Origin of the sequence: Streptomyces sp. NPDC093598 (assembly GCF_044764825.1) — a bacterium.
Taxonomy (GTDB): domain Bacteria; phylum Actinomycetota; class Actinomycetes; order Streptomycetales; family Streptomycetaceae; genus Streptomyces.
Genome location: NZ_JBIWIV010000004.1, coordinates 323,014 through 340,672, shown reverse-complemented (window position 1 = coordinate 340,672; position 17,659 = coordinate 323,014). Strand labels below are relative to the sequence as shown.

Here is a 17,659-nt window from a genome sequence, read left to right as displayed (position 1 = left end):
TTGCCATGACCGTGTCCGTTGAGCCGACGTCCGTCGAAGCGGCGGAGACCAACGCGGGCCAGGCGTTGCGACCGCACGCCGAGGACGCCTTCGCCCATGAACTCGCCGTGCTGGCCGCCCAGGACGACCGTCCGCGCCCGGCCCGCTGGAAGCTGTCGCCGTGGGCCGTCGCGACATACCTGCTCGGCGGCACACTTCCGGACGGCACGGTGATCAGCCCCAAGTACGTCGGACCGCGCCGCATCGTCGAGGTCGCCGTCACCACGCTCGCCACCGACCGCGCCCTGCTCCTGCTCGGCGTGCCGGGCACGGCGAAGACCTGGGTGTCCGAGCACCTGGCCGCGGCGGTCAGCGGCGACTCCACGCTGCTGGTGCAGGGCACCGCCGGCACCCCGGAGGAGGCCATCCGCTACGGCTGGAACTACGCGCGGCTGCTCGCCCACGGCCCGAGCCGCGACGCCCTCGTGCCCAGCCCGGTCATGCGGGCCATGGCGGAGGGCATGACGGCCCGCGTGGAGGAATTGACCCGGATCCCCGCCGACGTGCAGGACACGCTCATCACGATCCTGTCGGAGAAGACGCTGCCGATACCGGAACTGGGCCAGGAGGTGCAGGCGGTCCGCGGCTTCAACCTGATCGCCACGGCCAACGACCGCGACCGCGGGGTCAACGACCTGTCCAGCGCCCTGCGCCGCCGCTTCAACACCGTGGTGCTGCCGCTGCCCGAGAGCCCCGAGGCGGAGGTCGACATCGTCTCGCGGCGTGTCGACCAGATCGGCCGCTCCCTCGACCTGCCGGCCGCGCCCGACGGGCTCGACGAGATCCGCCGGGTCGTCACGGTCTTCCGTGAGCTGCGCGACGGGGTCACGGCCGACGGCCGGACGAAGCTGAAGTCGCCCAGCGGCACGCTGTCCACGGCCGAGGCGATCTCCGTCGTCACCAACGGGCTTGCTCTGGCCGCCCATTTCGGCGACGGCGTGCTGCGGCCGGGCGATGTCGCCGCGGGCATCCTCGGCGCGGTGGTCCGCGATCCCGCGGCGGACCGCGTCATCTGGCAGGAGTACCTGGAGACGGTCGTCCGCGAACGCGACGGCTGGAAGGACTTCTACCGTGCCTGCCGCGAGGTGAGCGTGTGAGCGAGGCGGGGCGGAGGCCCCGGGCGGTGGGACGGCGGTTGCCGGCGGGTGCGGATCAGGCGTGCGGGACGGGAGGGGGATGAAGTGACCGGTGTGGAAAGGGCCGCGGGGCAGGGGGCCGGGGCCGGGCCGGTGCTGCTCGGGGTGCGGCATCACGGGCCGGGGTCGGCGCGGGCGGTGCGGGCGGCACTGGAGGAGGTCCGGCCGCGGGTCGTGCTGATCGAGGGACCGCCCGAGGCCGACGCGCTGATCCCGCTCGCCGCCGACGACGAGATGCGGCCGCCGGTCGCCCTCCTCGCCCACGCCGTGGAGGAGCCCGGCCGCTCGGCGTTCTGGCCGCTGGCCGATTTCTCACCGGAGTGGGTCGCCCTCCGCTGGGCCCTGGAGCACGACGTCCCGGCCCGCTTCATCGACCTGCCGGCCACCCACACGCTCGCCTGGGGGAGGCAGGAGGACGAGACGGCGGCAGAGGACGAACGCCCCGTGGAGGCCGGGACGGCAGGGGATGTGGACACCGCCCCCGGCCCGGCCGACCTGCGGATCGACCCGCTCGGAGTGCTCGCCGAAGCCGCCGGTCACGACGACCCGGAGCGGTGGTGGGAGGACGTGGTGGAGCACCGGGGCGCGGGAGAGGGTGACGCCCTCGCGCCGTTCACCGCGCTCGAGGAGGCCATGGCCGCGCTGCGGGAGACCTACGCCAGCGGGGGACACGACCGGGACCTGGTGCGGGAGGCGTGCATGCGGCTCCAGGTGCGGGCCGCCCAGCGGGAGTTCGAGGACGGCGTGGTCGTCGTCTGCGGAGCCTGGCACGTACCCGCCCTGCGGCAGAAGACCACCGTCGCCGCCGACAGGGCGCTGCTGAAGGGGCTGCCCAAGGTCAAGGCGGACATGACCTGGGTGCCCTGGACCCACCGCCGGCTGTCCCGGACCAGCGGGTACGGGGCCGGCATCGACTCACCGGGCTGGTACGGCCACTTGTTCAGCGCCCCGGACCGGCCGGTCGAACGGTGGCTGACCAAGGTGGCGGGGCTGCTGCGCGCCGAGGACCGGATCGTCTCCTCCGCGCATGTCATCGAGGCGGTGCGGCTGGCCGAGACCCTCGCGGCGATGCGCGGCCGTCCGCTGCCCGGCCTGAGCGAGACGACCGACGCGGTGCGGGCGGTGATGTGCGAGGGCTCGGACGTACCGCTCGCGCTCGTGCGGGACCGCCTCGTCGTGGGGGATGTGCTGGGGGAGGTGCCGCCGACGGCACCGGCGGTGCCGTTGCAGCGGGACCTCACCCGGCTGCAACGCCGGCTGCGGCTGAAGCCGGAGGCGCTGGAGCGGGAGGTGGAACTCGACCTGCGCAAGGAGAACGACGCCGCCCGCAGCAGGCTGCTGCACCGGCTGCGGCTGCTCGGCATCGCGTGGGGCGAACCGGCCGCCTCACGGGGCAGCACGGGCACCTTCCGGGAGACGTGGCGGCTGCGCTGGGAGCCCGAGCTGGCCGTGCGGGTCGCCGAGGCCGGGGTGTGGGGGACGACCGTCCTGTCCGCCGCGACCGCCAAGGCCGAGGGGGACGCCGTCACCGCGGAGGGCCTCGCCGACGTCACCGGGCTCGCCGAGCGCTGTCTGCTGGCCGAGCTGCCCGACGCGCTGCCGACGGTGATGCGGGTCCTCGCCGACCGGGCCGCCCTCGACACGGACGTCGGTCATCTCGCCCAGGCGCTCCCGGCCCTGGTCCGCTCCCTGCGCTACGGCGACGTGCGCGGAACCGACACCGGCGCCCTGGCGGAGGTCGCCGCGGGACTGGCCGAGAGAGTCTTCGTCGGGCTGCCGCCGGCCTGTGCCGCGCTCGACGCGGACGCCGCCGAGGAGATGCGGCGCCATGTGGACGCGGTACACGGAGCCGTGGGGCTCCTGGGCGACGCTCCCGCGGCGGGACACGGCCACCTGAGAGGCCGTTGGCAGTCGGTGCTGCGGGTGCTGTCCGGGCGGGACACCGTGCCCGGGGTGATCCGGGGGCGGGCCGTGCGGCTCCTGCTCGACGACGGGGAGCTGGCCCAGGACGAGGCGGCACTGCTGATGGGACTCGTCCTGTCACCGGGCACACCGCCCGCGGACGCGGCCGCGTGGATCGAGGGCTTCGTCGGAGGGGGCTCGGGGGGCGGGATGCTCCTGGTGCACGACGAGCGGCTGCTCGGGCTGGTCGACGCATGGCTGACCGGCGTGCCGGCCGAGGCCTTCACGGACGTACTGCCGCTGCTGCGGCGGACGTTCTCGGCCTACGAGCCCGGGGTGCGCCGGACCCTCGGCGAACTGGTCCGACGCGGGCCGGGAGCGGGGGGCGGCGCGACAGCCGACGGCCCCGGGACACCCGGCTTCGCGGCGGAGCTCGACCCGGCGCGCGCGGACGCCGTGCTGCCGGTCGTGCGGCTGCTGCTCGGGCTGGACGAAGTGGACGAGAACACCGACAACGAGCCGGCGGGGGCGACCGGATGACGACCCAGGCACTGAGGGAGCGGACGACGACGCCGGAAGAAGGGGACACCGCCGCGGGCGGGCTCCGGACGGAAGGGCGGCCGGCGACGACCGTGCCGGTGATCCCGCTGTGGGAACGGCCTCGCAAGGGAGGACGGCGATGACGTCCCAGATGACGGACCCGGCCCAGGAGCGGCTGCGGCGGTGGCGGCTCGTGCTCGGGGGCGATGCTGCGGACGGCACCGGCTGTGCGCTGTCGGGGCAGGACGCGGCGATGGACGGGGCGCTCACCGCGCTCTACGGCAGGAAGGACGGCAGGTCACAGGGGGGCCGGGACCGTTCCGCCGGACTCGGGGCGTCGGCGCCGTCCGTGGCGCGCTGGCTCGGGGACATCCGGACGTACTTCCCCTCCTCCGTCGTGCAGGTCATGCAGCGCGACGCCATCGACCGGCTGGGTCTCGCCACGCTGCTGCTGGAGCCGGAGATGCTGGAGGCGGTGGAGGCCGACGTGCATCTCGTCGGCACGCTGCTGTCCCTCAACAAGGCGATGCCGGAGACGACGAAGGAGACGGCCCGGGCCGTCGTCCGTAAGGTCGTCGAAGACCTGGAGAGGCGGCTCGCCACCCGCACCAGGGCCACCCTCACCGGCGCCCTCGACCGCAGCGCCCGGATCAGCCGGCCCCGCCACCACGACATCGACTGGAACCGCACGATCGCGGCCAACCTCAAGCACTACCTGCCCGAGTACCGAACGATCGTGCCGGAGCGGCTCATCGGATTCGGGCGGGCGAACCGGTCCACGAAGAAGGAGGTCATCCTCTGCATCGATCAGTCGGGATCCATGGCGGCATCGGTCGTGTACGCCTCGGTGTTCGGAGCGGTGCTCGCCTCGATGCGAACGATCTCCACGCGACTCGTCGTCTTCGACACGGCGGTCGTCGACCTCACGGACCAGCTGGACGACCCGGTCGACGTGCTGTTCGGCACCCAGCTCGGCGGTGGCACGGACATCAACCGGGCGCTCGCGTACTGCCAGTCGCAGATCACCCGGCCCGCGGAGACGGTGGTCGTGCTGATCAGCGACCTCTACGAAGGCGGCATCCGCAACGAGATGCTCAAGCGGGTCTCCGCGATGAAGGCGTCGGGAGTGCAGTTCGTGACGCTGCTGGCGCTCTCGGACGAGGGGGCACCGGCGTACGACCGGGAGCACGCGGCCGCTCTCGCGGCGCTGGCGGCACCGGCGTTCGCGTGCACGCCCGATCTGTTTCCCGAGGTGATGGCGGCGGCGATCGAGAAGCGGCCGTTGCCGATACCGGATGCGGCGTGAAGGGTTCGGAGTGAAGAGGGGCCGCGCAGGGACCCGCGTGAGGGGGCAGATCGCGACTTGTCGATGCATCGTCGTCCGGCGTGCAGCAGCAAACCGGACATGACGGTCCGTCGGTAGACAGGGGCTTGCGCAACCTCCGCACTCCCGTGCGAGGATCGGCGCCTGCTCGGCCGTGTGTGGTGCCGGCCGGGCGGTACCGCTTCCGTCGCACGGGAGGAAGCCCCCCACTTGACCTGGTCAGCAGCCCTGCCCGATGCCGCGTTGCGCCTGCCGCGCGCAGCGGCTGGGCGGCGTGCGGTCCAAGTGGCTCTGCTGGTGGGCGGGTTGCTGGTCATCGGGCTCCTGTGGGGGGAGCGGGCGTACGCGGAGGACGGCGTGGGGGCGTGGCCGGAGGGCCGCGCCGGGCAGGTCGTCAGCGACCCGCGGCGCCTGATCCGACCGGACGCTCACCGGCCGGCCCGAGTCCGTGGCGTTCCCGTCACGGGGGCCGTGGGGGACCCTGTGGCTGCGGGTGACGTGGGGGAGGCGGTGGGAGAGAGGCGGGGAGACACACAGCCGAAGGTGCCGTCGCCGTCGCCCGAGCGACCGACGCAGCCGCAGCGCCAGGGGTTCCTCAAGCAGTCGCGCCTGGTGCAGCCGACGCTTCACGAGCAGCCGTCGCCCTCGGAGCGGCCGGGGCTTCCATCGCACCCGGAGCTGCCCAAGCCCCTGTCGCACCCGGAGCTGCCCCAGCCCCCGTCGCACCCGGAACTGCCCGACCTCCTGAGCCTGCCCGGCCTCCCGGACTCACTCGCGCTGAAGGATCTGCCAGGGTTGCCGGACAAGCCCGCGCTCCCCACCGTGCCGGTGCTGCCCCACTCACCGCCGCTGCTGGGCCTGCCGCGGCTGCCCGACCCACCCGTGCTGCCTGCCGTGCCACGGCTGCCGGACAAGCCCGCGCTCCCCACCGTGCCGGTGCTGCCCCACTCACCGCCGCTGCCAGACCTGCCCCGACCGCCAGACCCACCCGCGCTCCCAGCCCTGCCCATCCCGCCCGGCGACCACGTCGTGCTCCCGGGAGCGCCCGGGTTCCCCCTGCTCCCCGGCCACCTGGCGCTCCTGCGCCGTCCCCTCCCCGGCCACCCGGCGCTCCCGCGCCGACCCCTCCCCGGGCCGGTCACGGCTGGCCTGCCGTCGGGTAGGGCGGCCGTGCGGGAGCCTGCCCTGCCGAGGCGGACCGGGGCGCCGGGCGGCGCAGCCCGGGGCCACGAGCACCAGGTCGTCCACGCAAGTCAGTCCAGTCACCCCCATCAGGTCAGACGCGGGGACCACCCCGGCCACGCCAGTCACAGCCACTGCGTCCACGCCGGTCACTCCCGCCAGTCAGGCCACCCCGGCCACCTCAGCCGCCCCGGCCATACCGGCCCGTACGTGCACGCGTCCGCGCATGCCGATCAGCCGGCCGGCGGCTGTCCCGACGGCGCGGTCGGGAATCGGGTCATGGCCGACAGCGGGTCGTCGCGTCACGGTGACGCCCATGCCGTCACGCCGGGCCTCCCGGCGCCGCGCGGGGCGGTGCCCGGGGCCGTGGTCCGCACCCACGCGGGCGGCTCCCGGGGCAGCCAGGGGGACATCCCCCTCTTCCCCCAGGCCGCTCCGCCGTAGGTCCGCCCGGCGTGGCCTCGGCGCCCCTCCCCCCAGCCGCTTCACGAGGCCTCACGCCCGGACGGCCGAAAGCCGTCGGTTGTCCGAGGCCGAAAACCTCGTGGAGGGGGCCGGGTGGTCTCCATAGGGGTGGGGATCACCCGGCCCGCGCCCCCGAAAGCCGGGCCCTGAACAGGCCCTCGGTGCTCCTTCGGAGGTGTTCGGCGGGCCTCACCGGGTCAACCCCAGCCCGGTGAGGCCCCTCACCCCGTACCTCACCCGCCCCTCACAACCGGCACGCCGTGCCAGAGAGCGCGGCATCATGTGACAGGTATCACCGCTCAGGTGTGACCCTCGATTTAGAGGCCCCCCGCAAGCAGCGATAACCTGCGAGACGGACATGCCGCGCGCTCGGACACCGTGTGCGCCTCCCTTGTGACAGACAGCGGACGTCACGTTGCCCTCGCGGCACGCCCACGCAGACAACGAACCGCGAGATCACTGATAGGGACGGAAGCGCGTGGACCTGTTCGAGTACCAGGCGAGGGACCTCTTCGCCAAGCACGATGTACCGGTGCTGGCCGGTGAAGTCATCGACACGCCTGAGGCGGCCCGCGCAGCCACCGAGCGCCTCGGTGGCAAGTCCGTCGTCAAGGCCCAGGTGAAGGTCGGCGGCCGTGGCAAGGCCGGTGGAGTCAAGCTCGCCGCCACCCCCGACGAGGCGGTCGAGCACGCGACCAACATCCTCGGCATGGACATCAAGGGCCACACGGTCCACAAGGTGATGATCGCCGAGACGGCCCCGGAGATCGTGGAGGAGTACTACGTCTCCTTCCTCCTGGACCGGGCCAACCGCACCTTCCTCTCCATCGCCTCCGTCGAGGGCGGCATGGAGATCGAGGAGGTGGCGGCCACCCGTCCGGAGGCCGTCGCCAAGACGCCGATCGACGCCAACGAGGGTGTCACCGAGGAGAAGGCCCGCGAGATCGTCGCGGCCGCCAAGTTCCCGGCCGAGGTCGCCGACAAGGTCGTGAACGTCCTGGTCAAGCTGTGGGACACCTTCATCAAGGAGGACGCCCTCCTGGTCGAGGTCAACCCGCTGGCCAAGGTCGCCTCCGGTGAGGTCATCGCCCTGGACGGCAAGGTCTCCCTGGACGAGAACGCCGAGTTCCGTCAGCCGGAGCACGAGGCCCTCCAGGACAAGGCCGCGGCCAACCCGCTCGAGGCCGCCGCCAAGGAGAAGAACCTCAACTACGTCAAGCTCGACGGTGAGGTCGGCATCATCGGCAACGGCGCGGGTCTCGTCATGAGCACCCTGGACGTCGTCGCGTACGCCGGTGAGGCGCACGGTGGCGTGAAGCCCGCCAACTTCCTCGACATCGGTGGCGGCGCCTCCGCCGCCGTCATGGCGAACGGCCTGGAGATCATCCTCGGCGACCCGGACGTCAAATCCGTCTTCGTCAACGTCTTCGGCGGCATCACCGCCTGCGACGAGGTCGCCAACGGCATCGTGCAGGCGCTGCAGCTGCTCAAGGACAAGGGCGAGGACGTCACCAAGCCCCTGGTCGTCCGTCTGGACGGCAACAACGCCGAGCTGGGTCGCAAGATCCTCTCCGACGCCAACCACCCGCTGGTGCAGCGCGTGGACACCATGGACGGAGCGGCCGACAAGGCCGCCGAGCTCGCGGCTGCGAAGTAAGGGACGAGGGACTAAACAGCCATGGCTATCTTCCTCAACAAGGACAGCAAGGTCATCGTCCAGGGCATGACCGGTGCCACGGGCATGAAGCACACCAAGCTCATGCTGGCCGACGGCACGAACATCGTCGGTGGTGTGAACCCCCGTAAGGCCGGCACGTCCGTCGACATCGACGGCAACGACATCCCGGTCTTCGGCACGGTCGCCGAGGCGATCGAGAAGACGGGCGCGAACGTGTCCGTCCTCTTCGTCCCGCCGGCCTTCGCCAAGGCCGCCGTCGTCGAGGCCATCGACGCCGAGATCCCGCTCGCGGTCGTCATCACCGAGGGCATCGCCGTCCACGACTCGGCCGCGTTCTACGCGTACGCCGTGTCCAAGGGCAACAAGACCCGGATCATCGGCCCGAACTGCCCCGGTCTCATCACGCCGGGCCAGTCCAACGCCGGCATCATCCCGGGCGACATCACCAAGCCGGGCCGTATCGGCCTGGTCTCGAAGTCCGGCACGCTGACGTACCAGATGATGTACGAGCTGCGTGACATCGGCTTCTCCTCCGCCGTCGGCATCGGTGGCGACCCGGTCATCGGGACGACCCACATCGACGCGCTCGCCGCGTTCGAGGCCGACCCCGACACCGACCTGATCGTCATGATCGGTGAGATCGGCGGCGACGCCGAGGAGCGGGCCGCGGCCTTCATCAAGGAGAACGTGAAGAAGCCGGTCGTCGGCTACGTCGCGGGCTTCACCGCGCCCGAGGGCAAGACCATGGGCCACGCCGGCGCCATCGTCTCCGGCTCCTCCGGCACGGCCGCCGCGAAGAAGGAGGCCCTCGAGGCCGCCGGCGTCAAGGTCGGCAAGACCCCGACCGAGACGGCCAAGCTGGCGCGCGCCATCCTCGGCAACTGAGGACAGCCTCGCCGGCTGAACGACGCCGTGGCGCGCACTGGTGGGCCCGCTCCCCGTACGGGGAGCGGGCCCACCGCCGTATCCGCGCTCACCGGCCCGTCACCGGGGCTGCGGCAGCAACCGGTCCGGCCCCTTCTGCTCCTCCTTGCGCAGCTTCGCGCGCAGGTCCCGCTCCGACTCCGACAGCGGTCCGGGCGCGACCGGTGGCGGCACGCCCTGAACCGTCTCTCCGGCCGGTACCGGTGGCTCGTAGTGGGTGGGGGCCGTGCGGGCGGTGAGGGCCGTGGTGCCGATCAGGGCGATCGTGAAGGCGATGGCGGCCCGGGTCCAGAAGCGGGCCCGGCGTTCCCCGCCCTGCCGGACGGTCAGCGGTGTGGAAGCCCGCAACCGCTCGGTGGAGGCCAGTTCGACCAGCCGCCAGTGCAGTGTTTCCGGATCCGCCAGCTCCGGCAGCCGCTCGGCGACCGCCTCGCGCGCGTGCGCCAGCCGGTTAACGGCGGCGCGGGTGCTGGCCTCCGTCTCCGCCGCCGTCTCCGGCAGGCCGAGCCCGACCCCGTCGTAGAGCACCAGCGTGCGGCGGTAGGACGGCGGGAGCTCCAGCAGGGTGTCCAGCAGCGCGCGGTCGGAGGCGTCGGGCGGCGGCGGCTCGGGGTAGCGGTAGCGCGGCCTGAAGCGGTGCCACGGGGAGAGCGCGCACTCGTACGCCATCGCGCGCACCCAGCCCGCCGGGTCGCGGTCGCGGGCCACCTCGGGCCAGCGCTGCCAGGCGATCTGGAACGCCCGTTCCACGGACACCCGGGCCAGTTCACGGCGGCCGGTCAGCAGGTAGGTCTGCCGGACGAGCGCGGGGGCGCAGAAGGCGTACAGCGCGTCGAAGGCCTCGTCGGGGGTCAGGGCGTCGACGGCGTCGTCCGGCCGGCGCGGTGAGCTGGTGCGCGGGCGGTCGGTGAGGATGACGTGGTGCCCGTGCGGGACGGGGGTGCGGCTCCGGTCGGGGACGGTGACGGGGCCTCGGGCCCGGTCCTTCGCGGCGGGCCGTTTGCGGTCGGTGGCGGCCGTCGTGCGCCGGGCCCGGGCGGATCGCCGAGAAGACGCCGGCCCGGGTGCCGGTGCCGGATCGACGACGTCGGCGGCGCCTTCCTGAGGGAAAGCCATCTCCCCTTCGCCCCCCAGGGAGTTGAGCAGCCTCGCGTACTTCTCCCCTTTGCGGCCGCGGGGCGTGGAGCGGCCGGTCTCCCATCCGCGCACCGTCTCGCTGGTGACGCCCACCCGGGAGGCCAGCTGAGCCCGCGTCAGCGAGGCGGCCTCGCGCAGGCGTCGGCGTTCCTTGGGTGGTGGGAGGGGGATGGCAGGGCTCTGTGTCACAGGGCGCCCCTCCGTCCGGAAAAGTACATAAACGTATATTGAGCGACACAGCGGTGGTTCGCCTGTTACGACGGGAAAGCGCGTGTCGTTGGGAGCATGGCGGTCGTGATCGAGATGACCGCTCGCCGACGTTCGTCCTCGCCCCTGCTCACCCGGATGCGCGACCGTTCGCCCGGACTGGTCGGCGGCCTCATGGGTGGTGCGCTCGCGGCAGGCCTGGGGCTCGCGTCGTTCGCCGTGCTCGTGATGCTGCTGTGGATCAGCTCGCCGTACCCCGACAGCGGGCCCGGCGGCGCCATGCACGTGGCGGCGGCGCTGTGGCTGCTGGCGCACGGTGCCGAGCTGGTCCGCACCGACACGCTCTCCGGCGTTCCCGCCCCCATGGGCATCGCGCCCCTGCTGCTGCTGACGCTGCCGGTGTGGCTGCTGCACCGGGCGGCACGCGACGCCACGGACGGCGGGCGAGGGGAGGGGGACGACGACTTCGGGGAGGACGTCGAGCCGGTCGCGATCCCGCCCCTGGTCTCCCCCCGCACCGCGTGGGCGGGCATCGTCCTCGGCTACCTCGCCGTCGCCGCGCCCGCCGCCCTCTACGCCGCCGGCGGTGTGCTGCGCCCGTCGTGGGTGTGGACGGGGGTGTCCGTCCCGCTGGTCGCCGTCGTGGCGGCGGGGTCGGGCGTGTGGTCGGCGTACGGCCGTCCGGGCAGGCCGCTGCGAGGGCTGCTGGGCGTGCTCCCGCGGGGGGTGCGCCCACTGGTGCTCGGCCCGGACGGGCGCCCGGGTGTCGCCGCCCGGGCCGCGGCGGCCGGGGTGGCGGTGCTCCTCGGGGGCGGTGCGCTGCTCGTGACGGTGTCGCTGGTGTGGCACGGAGCGACGACCCAGGCATCGTTGCTCCGGCTGACCGAGGGGTGGTCGGGGCGGTTCGCCGTGCTGCTGCTGTGTGTGGCCCTGGTCCCGAACGCGGCGGTGTGGGGCGCCGCCTACGCCCTCGGCCCGGGCTTCGCCCTCGGCGCCGGCCACGCGGTCGGCCCGCTGTCCTCGGCACCGGCCCCGTTCCTGCCGCCGTTTCCGCTGCTGGCGGCGGTGCCGGGGGCGGGGGCGGGGGCGCCGGTGCACTGGGCGGCCGGGGCGGTGCCGGTGGTCGCCGGGGTGGTCGTGGGCTGGACGGTGGCCAGGGGCGCGGCATCCGCGGAGCGCGGCGGGACGAGGCCGGGCAGTGCAGCCGGCACACGGCCCGCGGTCTGGTCGGCCGGCCGCACCGCCCGTGCCGCGGCGCTGGCGGCGGTGCTGTGCGCGGTGGTGCTCGGGGTGCTGGCCGCGCTGTCGGGCGGCCCGCTCGGTTCCGCAGCGCTGTCGCGCTTCGGCCCGGTGTGGTGGCAGGTCGCCGCCGCGACACTGGCCTGGCTGGGGCTGCTGGCGGTCCCGACGGCGGTGGCAGTACGGGCCCGGCGGGGCCGGTCGCCCCGGGCGGAGGACCCGAAGGTCGGCAGGCAACGGGAGGACACCGCCCAGGGCGCCCAGGGGGCCGGGCGGCTGCGGAACGGGTCGGGGTCCGGCCGCGGTCGGATCACGCGCACCGCGGTCGCCGGGATCGCGGGGGTGGACGGGGGCGCCGGAGCCGCCGAGGGAGCTCGGGGAACCGGACGAGCCGGGGGCGACGAGGATGCCGGAATCTACTGGGGCAACGCGGACACCGGAGCTTACTGGGACGTGTCCGGTCCCGGAGTCGTCCGCGGTGCCGGGGACCTGGGACGTCTCGGGCGCGACGCCTCACCGACGGGCGCAACCCAGCCGCCGCACGCCGCGGACCCCGAGCCGGACCGGCCCTGCGCGCCCGACGAACACGACGCCCTGTACGGCTGGCTGGACCAAAACCAGGACCAGGACCAGGACCAGGACCGAGAGGCGGGCTCCGCGCGCTACGACGTCCTGTCGTCCGACCCGGGGCCGTACGACGCTCCGGCCCCGCCCGACCGGTCCTCCCCGCCGGACAGCCCCTGAGGCGTCAGTCGTTCGTCCCCAGCAGCCCCCGGAGCTCCTCCGGCAGAAGCTCGGAGCAGGACTGCTTCGCCTGGTTGGTGAGCGCGTCGTTGGTGCACGTGTAGTAGTCGCGGTAGACCAGCTGCGCCGTGAAGGACGCGGCGACCAGGGCGATCGCCAGGGACGCCGTGACCAGGCCGCTCACCGCCGCCGTCGTCTGGGGGCGGCCGCCCTGCTGCTCGGGGGCCGGGGAGTCCGGGCCGGGCCTGCGAGGCTTGGCGCGCAGGGAGCTGATGGCCCAGTACAGGGCGAGCGCGCCGAGCAGCAGGGCCACGTACGGCCAGCTGAAGAGGGCGAAGAAGAAGGCCCACATGCCCGACAGCAGGGCATAGCGCGCCCGGCGCTGCGCGGGGTCCGCGGGGTCCCAGCGCATGTTCGGGCCGCCGCTCTGGGGGCCGCCCTGGCCCTCGGGCCCGCCGCGGGGGCGGTCGCCGAAGCCGTCGGGGGAGCGGCCGGGCTGCTGGTCGCTCCACTGGCTGCCCCAGGGCGAGCGGTCCCGCCCGCCACCGTCCCGGGAGCCCTGGGAGTCGTCACCCGACGGGCGCCGCGGCTGCCAGGGCCGGTCCGGCGCGCCCTCGGGCGGCGGGGCGAAGGGGTTGTCCTCCTGGGACCCGCGCCCCCGCTCGTCCCCGCCGTCGCCGCCCGAAGGCGCGTCGGGCGGTGAGCTGGGGCGCTCCCGCAGCAGCACGGCGCCGCGCTCCCCTCCCTGCGGCGACGGCTGGGGGAACGTGAGGAGTCGCAGGCTGCGGTCCGGCATCAAGTGAGCGTCTTCCCGTTGGTGAGGAGGAATGAGTGGACAGAACGGAACGGCGTCGGACCCGGGTCCGTCACCTCCTGAACGCACCACGTCCGGACGTCGTTCCCGAACCGGCTCCGCCCAGACGCTACCTTCCGGCCATGCCCCCGTCCCGTGGGGGCCGTCCGGTGTGCCGGTATCGTTGCTGACGGTCGGCCGGTTCGTAGGCTTCCCCGTATCCGGGGACGCAAAGCATTCGTATGAATGCACAAAACGTTGAGCGTCGGCCACCTTGGACGAACGTTCCCCCGAGAAAGGCCCCCACCGTGGCCGCCAAGCCCGTGGCCCCGCGCGTCAAGCGCCTCGTCGTGCTGGTCTCCGGATCCGGCACCAACCTCCAGGCGCTGCTCGACGAGATCGCCGCAGCCGGCGCGCAGGAGTACGGGGCCGAGATCGTGGCAGTCGGCGCGGACCGCGAGGGCATCGAGGGGCTGGCGCGTGCCGAGCGCGCGGGGCTGCCGACCTTCGTGTGCAAGGTCAAGGACCACGGCAGCCGCGAGGAGTGGGACGCCGCCCTCGCCGAGGCCGTCGCCGAGCACGAGCCCGATCTCGTCGTCTCCGCCGGGTTCATGAAGATCGTCGGCAAGGAGTTCCTCGCGCGGTTCGGCGGGCGGTTCGTCAACACGCACCCCGCCCTGCTGCCCAGTTTCCCGGGAGCCCACGGCGTGCGGGACGCGCTCGCGTACGGCGCCAAGGTCACCGGCTGCACCGTCCACTTCGTCGACGACGGCGTCGACACCGGACCGATCATCGCGCAGGGCGTGGTGGAGATCCGGGACGAGGACGACGAAGGCGCTCTGCACGAGCGCATCAAGGAAGTCGAGCGAAGGCTGCTCGTCGAGGTCGTGGGGCGCCTCGCCCGCAACGGCCATCGCATTGAGGGACGAAAGGTAGTTATCCAGTGACCGCCGAGAGCAACAAGCGGCCCCTTCGCCGGGCGCTCGTCAGCGTCTACGACAAGACCGGGCTCGAGGACCTCGCGCGCGGGCTCCACGAGGCCGGGGTCGAGCTCGTCTCCACCGGCTCCACCGCCGCGAAGATCGCCGCTGCCGGCGTCCCCGTCACCAAGGTCGAGGAGCTCACCGGCTTCCCCGAGTGCCTGGACGGCCGCGTCAAGACCCTGCACCCCCGGGTCCACGCCGGCATCCTCGCCGACCTGCGCCTCGAGGCCCACCAGCGGCAGCTGGCCGATCTGGGTGTCGAGCCGTTCGACCTCGTCGTCGTCAACCTCTACCCGTTCCGCGAGACCGTCGCCTCCGGTGCCTCGCCCGACGAGTGCGTCGAGCAGATCGACATCGGCGGTCCTTCGATGGTCCGGGCCGCCGCGAAGAACCACCCGTCGGTCGCGGTCGTCACCAGCCCCGCGCGCTACGCCGACGTCCTGTCCGCCGTGCAGAACGGCGGCTTCGACCTGGCCACCCGCAAGCGGCTCGCCGCCGAGGCCTTCCAGCACACGGCCGCCTACGACGTCGCCGTCGCCTCCTGGTTCGCCTCCTCCTACGCGCCCGCCGACGAGTCGCAGTTCCCCGACTTCCTCGGCGCCACCTGGGAGCGCGAGCACACCCTGCGCTACGGCGAGAACCCGCACCAGCCCGCGGCGCTCTACGTCTCCGGGACGGGCGGCCTCGCCCAGGCCGAGCAGCTGCACGGCAAGGAGATGTCGTACAACAACTACACGGACACGGACGCCGCCCGCCGTGCCGCGTACGACCACGCCGAGCCGTGCGTCGCGATCATCAAGCACGCCAACCCCTGCGGCATCGCCGTCGGCGCGGATGTCGCCGAGGCGCACCGCAAGGCGCACGCCTGTGACCCGCTGTCGGCGTTCGGCGGTGTGATCGCGGTCAACCGCCCGGTCAGCAAGGAGATGGCCGAGCAGGTCGCGGAGATCTTCACCGAGGTCATCGTCGCGCCGGACTACGAGGACGGCGCCCTGGAAGCCCTCACCAAGAAGAAGAACATCCGGGTGCTGCGCTGCGCCGACGGCCCCTCCGCCCCCGTGGAGGTCAAGCCGATCGACGGCGGCGCGCTGCTCCAGGTGACTGACCGCCTCCAGGCCGACGGTGACGACCCGGCCAACTGGACGCTGGCGACCGGCGAGGCGCTGAGCGAGGCCGAGCTGGCCGAGCTGGCCTTCGCCTGGAAGGCCTGCCGCGCGGTGAAGTCCAACGCGATCCTGCTCGCCAAGGACGGCGCCTCGGTGGGCGTCGGCATGGGTCAGGTCAACCGGGTGGACTCCGCGAAGCTCGCCGTCGAGCGGGCGGGTGCCGAGCGCGCCGCGGGGGCGTACGCCGCGTCCGACGCGTTCTTCCCCTTCCCGGACGGCCTGGAGATCCTCACCGAGGCCGGAGTGAAGGCCGTGGTCCAGCCCGGCGGTTCCGTCCGCGACGAACTGGTCGTGGAGGCCGCGCGGAAGGCCGGCGTCACGATGTACTTCACGGGGACGCGGCACTTCTTCCACTGAGAGTGCCGGTGGAGCGGGTTCCACCGAGAGTGCCGGTGGCAATCCTCGGGCTGTGCCGTTGCCGGGCCGTGGCCGGGGGCCGTCCGGCACACCCGTCACTTCGCACTGCGCAGGGCCGCCCATGTGTCGGGTCCGACCTTGCCGTCGGGGCTCAGTCCCGCGGCGCGCTGGAACGTCCGCACCGCCGCGTCGGTGCCCTTGCCGAACTGGCCGTCCACGCCCGTGCCGCCCAGGCCGTAGCCGCGTTCGGTCAGGATGCACTGCACCTGCACGACGCGCGGGCCACGGTCGCCGCGCCGGGTGAGTTCGGTGCCGGAGTAGTGGGTGCACCGGGCGATCCAGGGCGGGTTGGCGGGTTTCGTCGCGGTGCTGGTGGGGGCGGGGGCCGGGGCGCTGCCGCCGCTGTCGCTCCCGGTATCGCCGCTGCCGGAGGGGGCGGTGGCGCCACCGCCCGGGGTGGCTCCTGCTCCGCCGGCACTGCCCGCCTTCCCGGACGCATCCTTGTCGGCGTCTTCCCACGCCTCCTGCGTCACCTCCTTCGTGCCGGGCTTCTTCTCCTCGGTGGCGGAGGGCGAGGCGGAGGAGCCGGGCACGACCGAGGCCGGTCGGTCGATGGGGGTGACGCCGGTGGAGGCCGTCGGCGAGGCCGAGGCGCTGTCGTCGAGGTCCGGGCGGGTGAGGAAGAAGGCGCCCGCGGCCACGGCGGCCACGGCGATGACGGCCGCGATGGCGAGATGGGGCGCCTTTCGCCTACGGCGGTCAGCGTGCTCGCCGGTGGGGGGCGCGGCGGAAGGGGCGTCCTGAACGGGCGACGTCGCCGGGCCGCCGTGCCGTTCCGGCGGCGTCGGCGCACGGAGGTGGCCCGTCTCCTCGGCGGAGGAACGTTCCAGCAGCTGACAGCCCCGCTGCCGGTCGAGCAGCCGGGTGGCCAGCGGTTCCTGCCAGGAGGAGGTGGGGCCGTGGCCGGCCGCCGCGGCCGCGTCGGTCAACTGCTGCGGGGTGGGCCGCCCGCCCGGGTCCTTGGCGAGGCAGGCGGACAGCAGCGCGGCCAACGCGGGGTCGGCGGCCGTCAGTCCGGTCATGACCTCCTGCTTGGGCTCTTCGAAGGCGACCCGGTGCATGACGTCCACGCCCGTGCCCTCCCCGAAGGGGGCGTGTCCGGTGGCGGCGTAGGCGATCGAGCACGCGAGAGAGAAGACGTCGGAGGCGGTGTCGCAGCGGCCCTCGCGCAGGTACTCGGGCGCCATGTAGGCGGGGGTGCCGACCCGGTTGCCGGTGATGGTGATCGAGCTGCTGTCGACGGCCTGCGCGATGCCGAAGTCGATGACGTGCGCGCCCTGCGGCGACAGGATCACGTTGGACGGCTTGAGATCCCGGTGTACGACCCCGGCGGCGTCCAGCGCCGACAGCGCCCGCCCCAGCTCCGCCACCAGCCGCCACACCCCGGCCGGCTCGAGCGCACCGCACTCGCGGACGGCGTCGGCGAGGTTGAGGCCGGGCAGGTACCGGGTCGCCATCCACAGCAACTCGTCCTCGAACCCGCTGCCGAGCAGGGGCGGCGCGTGCGGCGTACGCAGCCGGGTGTGCACGGAGGCCTCCCGCTCGAAACGCCGCCGGAACCGGGGGTCTTCGGCGTACTCGGGGCGGATCACCTTGACGGCGGCGAGACCGGCGGTGTCGTCGGCGGGGCGGGCGAGGTAGACGCGGCCCATGCCGCCGCTGCCGAGCAGCCCGAGCGGTAAGTAGGGGCCGATCTGCTCCGGGTCCCTGGGACGTAACGGACTCGCGCCGGCCTGCTCCAACGCGGCGTCCCGGGACGCCGGGGAATGCGGCCGCATCGGCC

At 73.6% G+C, this 17,659-nt stretch carries 13 protein-coding genes; 8 read left to right on the top strand and 5 right to left on the bottom strand.

What is annotated here, in order from left to right:
• Positions 1-5 precede the first annotated feature (5 nt).
• The 3 genes from ACIRDU_RS16790 (at position 6) to ACIRDU_RS16780 (ending at position 4,923) form a co-directional block, all read left to right on the top strand.
• Positions 6-1,136: an AAA family ATPase gene (locus ACIRDU_RS16790; protein WP_403579801.1), complete on the top strand. Its 1,131-nt coding sequence runs from the start codon at positions 6-8 to the stop codon at positions 1,134-1,136.
• Between the two features lie 84 nt (positions 1,137-1,220).
• The gene (locus ACIRDU_RS16785) at positions 1,221-3,617 is read left to right on the top strand and encodes a DUF5682 family protein (protein WP_403579799.1); all 2,397 of its coding nucleotides are present in this window, start codon (positions 1,221-1,223) and stop codon (positions 3,615-3,617) included.
• Positions 3,618-3,756: 139 nt separating this feature from the next.
• Complete coding sequence (locus ACIRDU_RS16780) at positions 3,757-4,923, top strand: VWA domain-containing protein (RefSeq protein WP_403579796.1); 1,167 nt, start codon at positions 3,757-3,759, stop codon at positions 4,921-4,923.
• Between the two features lie 966 nt (positions 4,924-5,889).
• On the opposite strand, the gene ACIRDU_RS16775 is transcribed toward ACIRDU_RS16780, so the two are convergent.
• Positions 5,890-6,207, bottom strand: coding sequence for a hypothetical protein (locus ACIRDU_RS16775; protein WP_403579793.1), 318 nt, complete (start codon positions 6,205-6,207; stop codon positions 5,890-5,892).
• Positions 6,208-6,285: 78 nt separating this feature from the next.
• Positions 6,286-6,504 carry a hypothetical protein gene (locus ACIRDU_RS16770; RefSeq protein WP_403579790.1) on the bottom strand — a complete coding sequence of 73 codons (219 nt, stop codon included), beginning with the start codon at positions 6,502-6,504 and terminating at the stop codon, positions 6,286-6,288.
• A 562-nt stretch (positions 6,505-7,066) separates the two neighbouring features.
• Between ACIRDU_RS16770 and sucC the strand changes: the two genes are divergently transcribed.
• Both sucC and sucD read left to right on the top strand, forming a co-directional pair.
• Positions 7,067-8,245, top strand: coding sequence for an ADP-forming succinate--CoA ligase subunit beta (gene sucC, locus ACIRDU_RS16765; RefSeq protein ID WP_403579787.1), 1,179 nt, complete (start codon positions 7,067-7,069; stop codon positions 8,243-8,245).
• Positions 8,246-8,266: 21 nt separating this feature from the next.
• Positions 8,267-9,151 carry a succinate--CoA ligase subunit alpha gene (sucD, locus tag ACIRDU_RS16760; protein ID WP_053674592.1) on the top strand — a complete coding sequence of 295 codons (885 nt, stop codon included), beginning with the start codon at positions 8,267-8,269 and terminating at the stop codon, positions 9,149-9,151.
• A 99-nt stretch (positions 9,152-9,250) separates the two neighbouring features.
• Here sucD and ACIRDU_RS16755 read toward each other — a convergent pair whose 3' ends face one another.
• Positions 9,251-10,516, bottom strand: coding sequence for a helix-turn-helix domain-containing protein (locus ACIRDU_RS16755; protein ID WP_403579785.1), 1,266 nt, complete (start codon positions 10,514-10,516; stop codon positions 9,251-9,253).
• A gap of 96 nt (positions 10,517-10,612) precedes the next feature.
• On the opposite strand from ACIRDU_RS16755, the gene ACIRDU_RS16750 reads away from it, so the two are divergent.
• Positions 10,613-12,517 carry a DUF6350 family protein gene (locus tag ACIRDU_RS16750; protein WP_403579782.1) on the top strand — a complete coding sequence of 635 codons (1,905 nt, stop codon included), beginning with the start codon at positions 10,613-10,615 and terminating at the stop codon, positions 12,515-12,517.
• Positions 12,518-12,521: 4 nt separating this feature from the next.
• On the opposite strand, the gene ACIRDU_RS16745 is transcribed toward ACIRDU_RS16750, so the two are convergent.
• Positions 12,522-13,313, bottom strand: coding sequence for a hypothetical protein (locus ACIRDU_RS16745; protein ID WP_403579779.1), 792 nt, complete (start codon positions 13,311-13,313; stop codon positions 12,522-12,524).
• A gap of 305 nt (positions 13,314-13,618) precedes the next feature.
• On the opposite strand from ACIRDU_RS16745, the gene purN reads away from it, so the two are divergent.
• Both purN and purH read left to right on the top strand, forming a co-directional pair.
• Positions 13,619-14,257: a phosphoribosylglycinamide formyltransferase gene (gene purN, locus ACIRDU_RS16740; protein WP_403579777.1), complete on the top strand. Its 639-nt coding sequence runs from the start codon at positions 13,619-13,621 to the stop codon at positions 14,255-14,257.
• Positions 14,254-15,816, top strand: coding sequence for a bifunctional phosphoribosylaminoimidazolecarboxamide formyltransferase/IMP cyclohydrolase (gene purH / locus ACIRDU_RS16735; protein ID WP_403579774.1), 1,563 nt, complete (start codon positions 14,254-14,256; stop codon positions 15,814-15,816). The genes purN and purH overlap by 4 nt, the downstream gene beginning before the upstream one ends.
• A gap of 95 nt (positions 15,817-15,911) precedes the next feature.
• Here the strand turns inward: purH and ACIRDU_RS16730 are convergent, their stop codons facing one another.
• On the bottom strand, positions 15,912-17,654 hold the full coding sequence (locus ACIRDU_RS16730; RefSeq protein ID WP_403579771.1) for a protein kinase: 1,743 nt from the start codon (positions 17,652-17,654) through the stop codon (positions 15,912-15,914).
• Positions 17,655-17,659: the final 5 nt, after the last annotated feature.

Bases quoted from the DNA above. Each gene is read 5' to 3' on its own strand.
- sucD (WP_053674592.1), top strand. From the start codon at position 8,267: ATGGCTATCTTCCTCAACAAGGACAGCAAGGTCATCGTCCAGGGCATG.
- ACIRDU_RS16780 (WP_403579796.1), top strand. From the start codon at position 3,757: ATGACGTCCCAGATGACGGACCCGGCCCAGGAGCGGCTGCGGCGGTGG.
- ACIRDU_RS16730 (WP_403579771.1), bottom strand. From the start codon at position 17,654: ATGCGGCCGCATTCCCCGGCGTCCCGGGACGCCGCGTTGGAGCAGGCC.
- ACIRDU_RS16790 (WP_403579801.1), top strand. From the start codon at position 6: ATGACCGTGTCCGTTGAGCCGACGTCCGTCGAAGCGGCGGAGACCAAC.
- ACIRDU_RS16745 (WP_403579779.1), bottom strand. From the start codon at position 13,313: ATGCCGGACCGCAGCCTGCGACTCCTCACGTTCCCCCAGCCGTCGCCG.
- ACIRDU_RS16750 (WP_403579782.1), top strand. From the start codon at position 10,613: ATGGCGGTCGTGATCGAGATGACCGCTCGCCGACGTTCGTCCTCGCCC.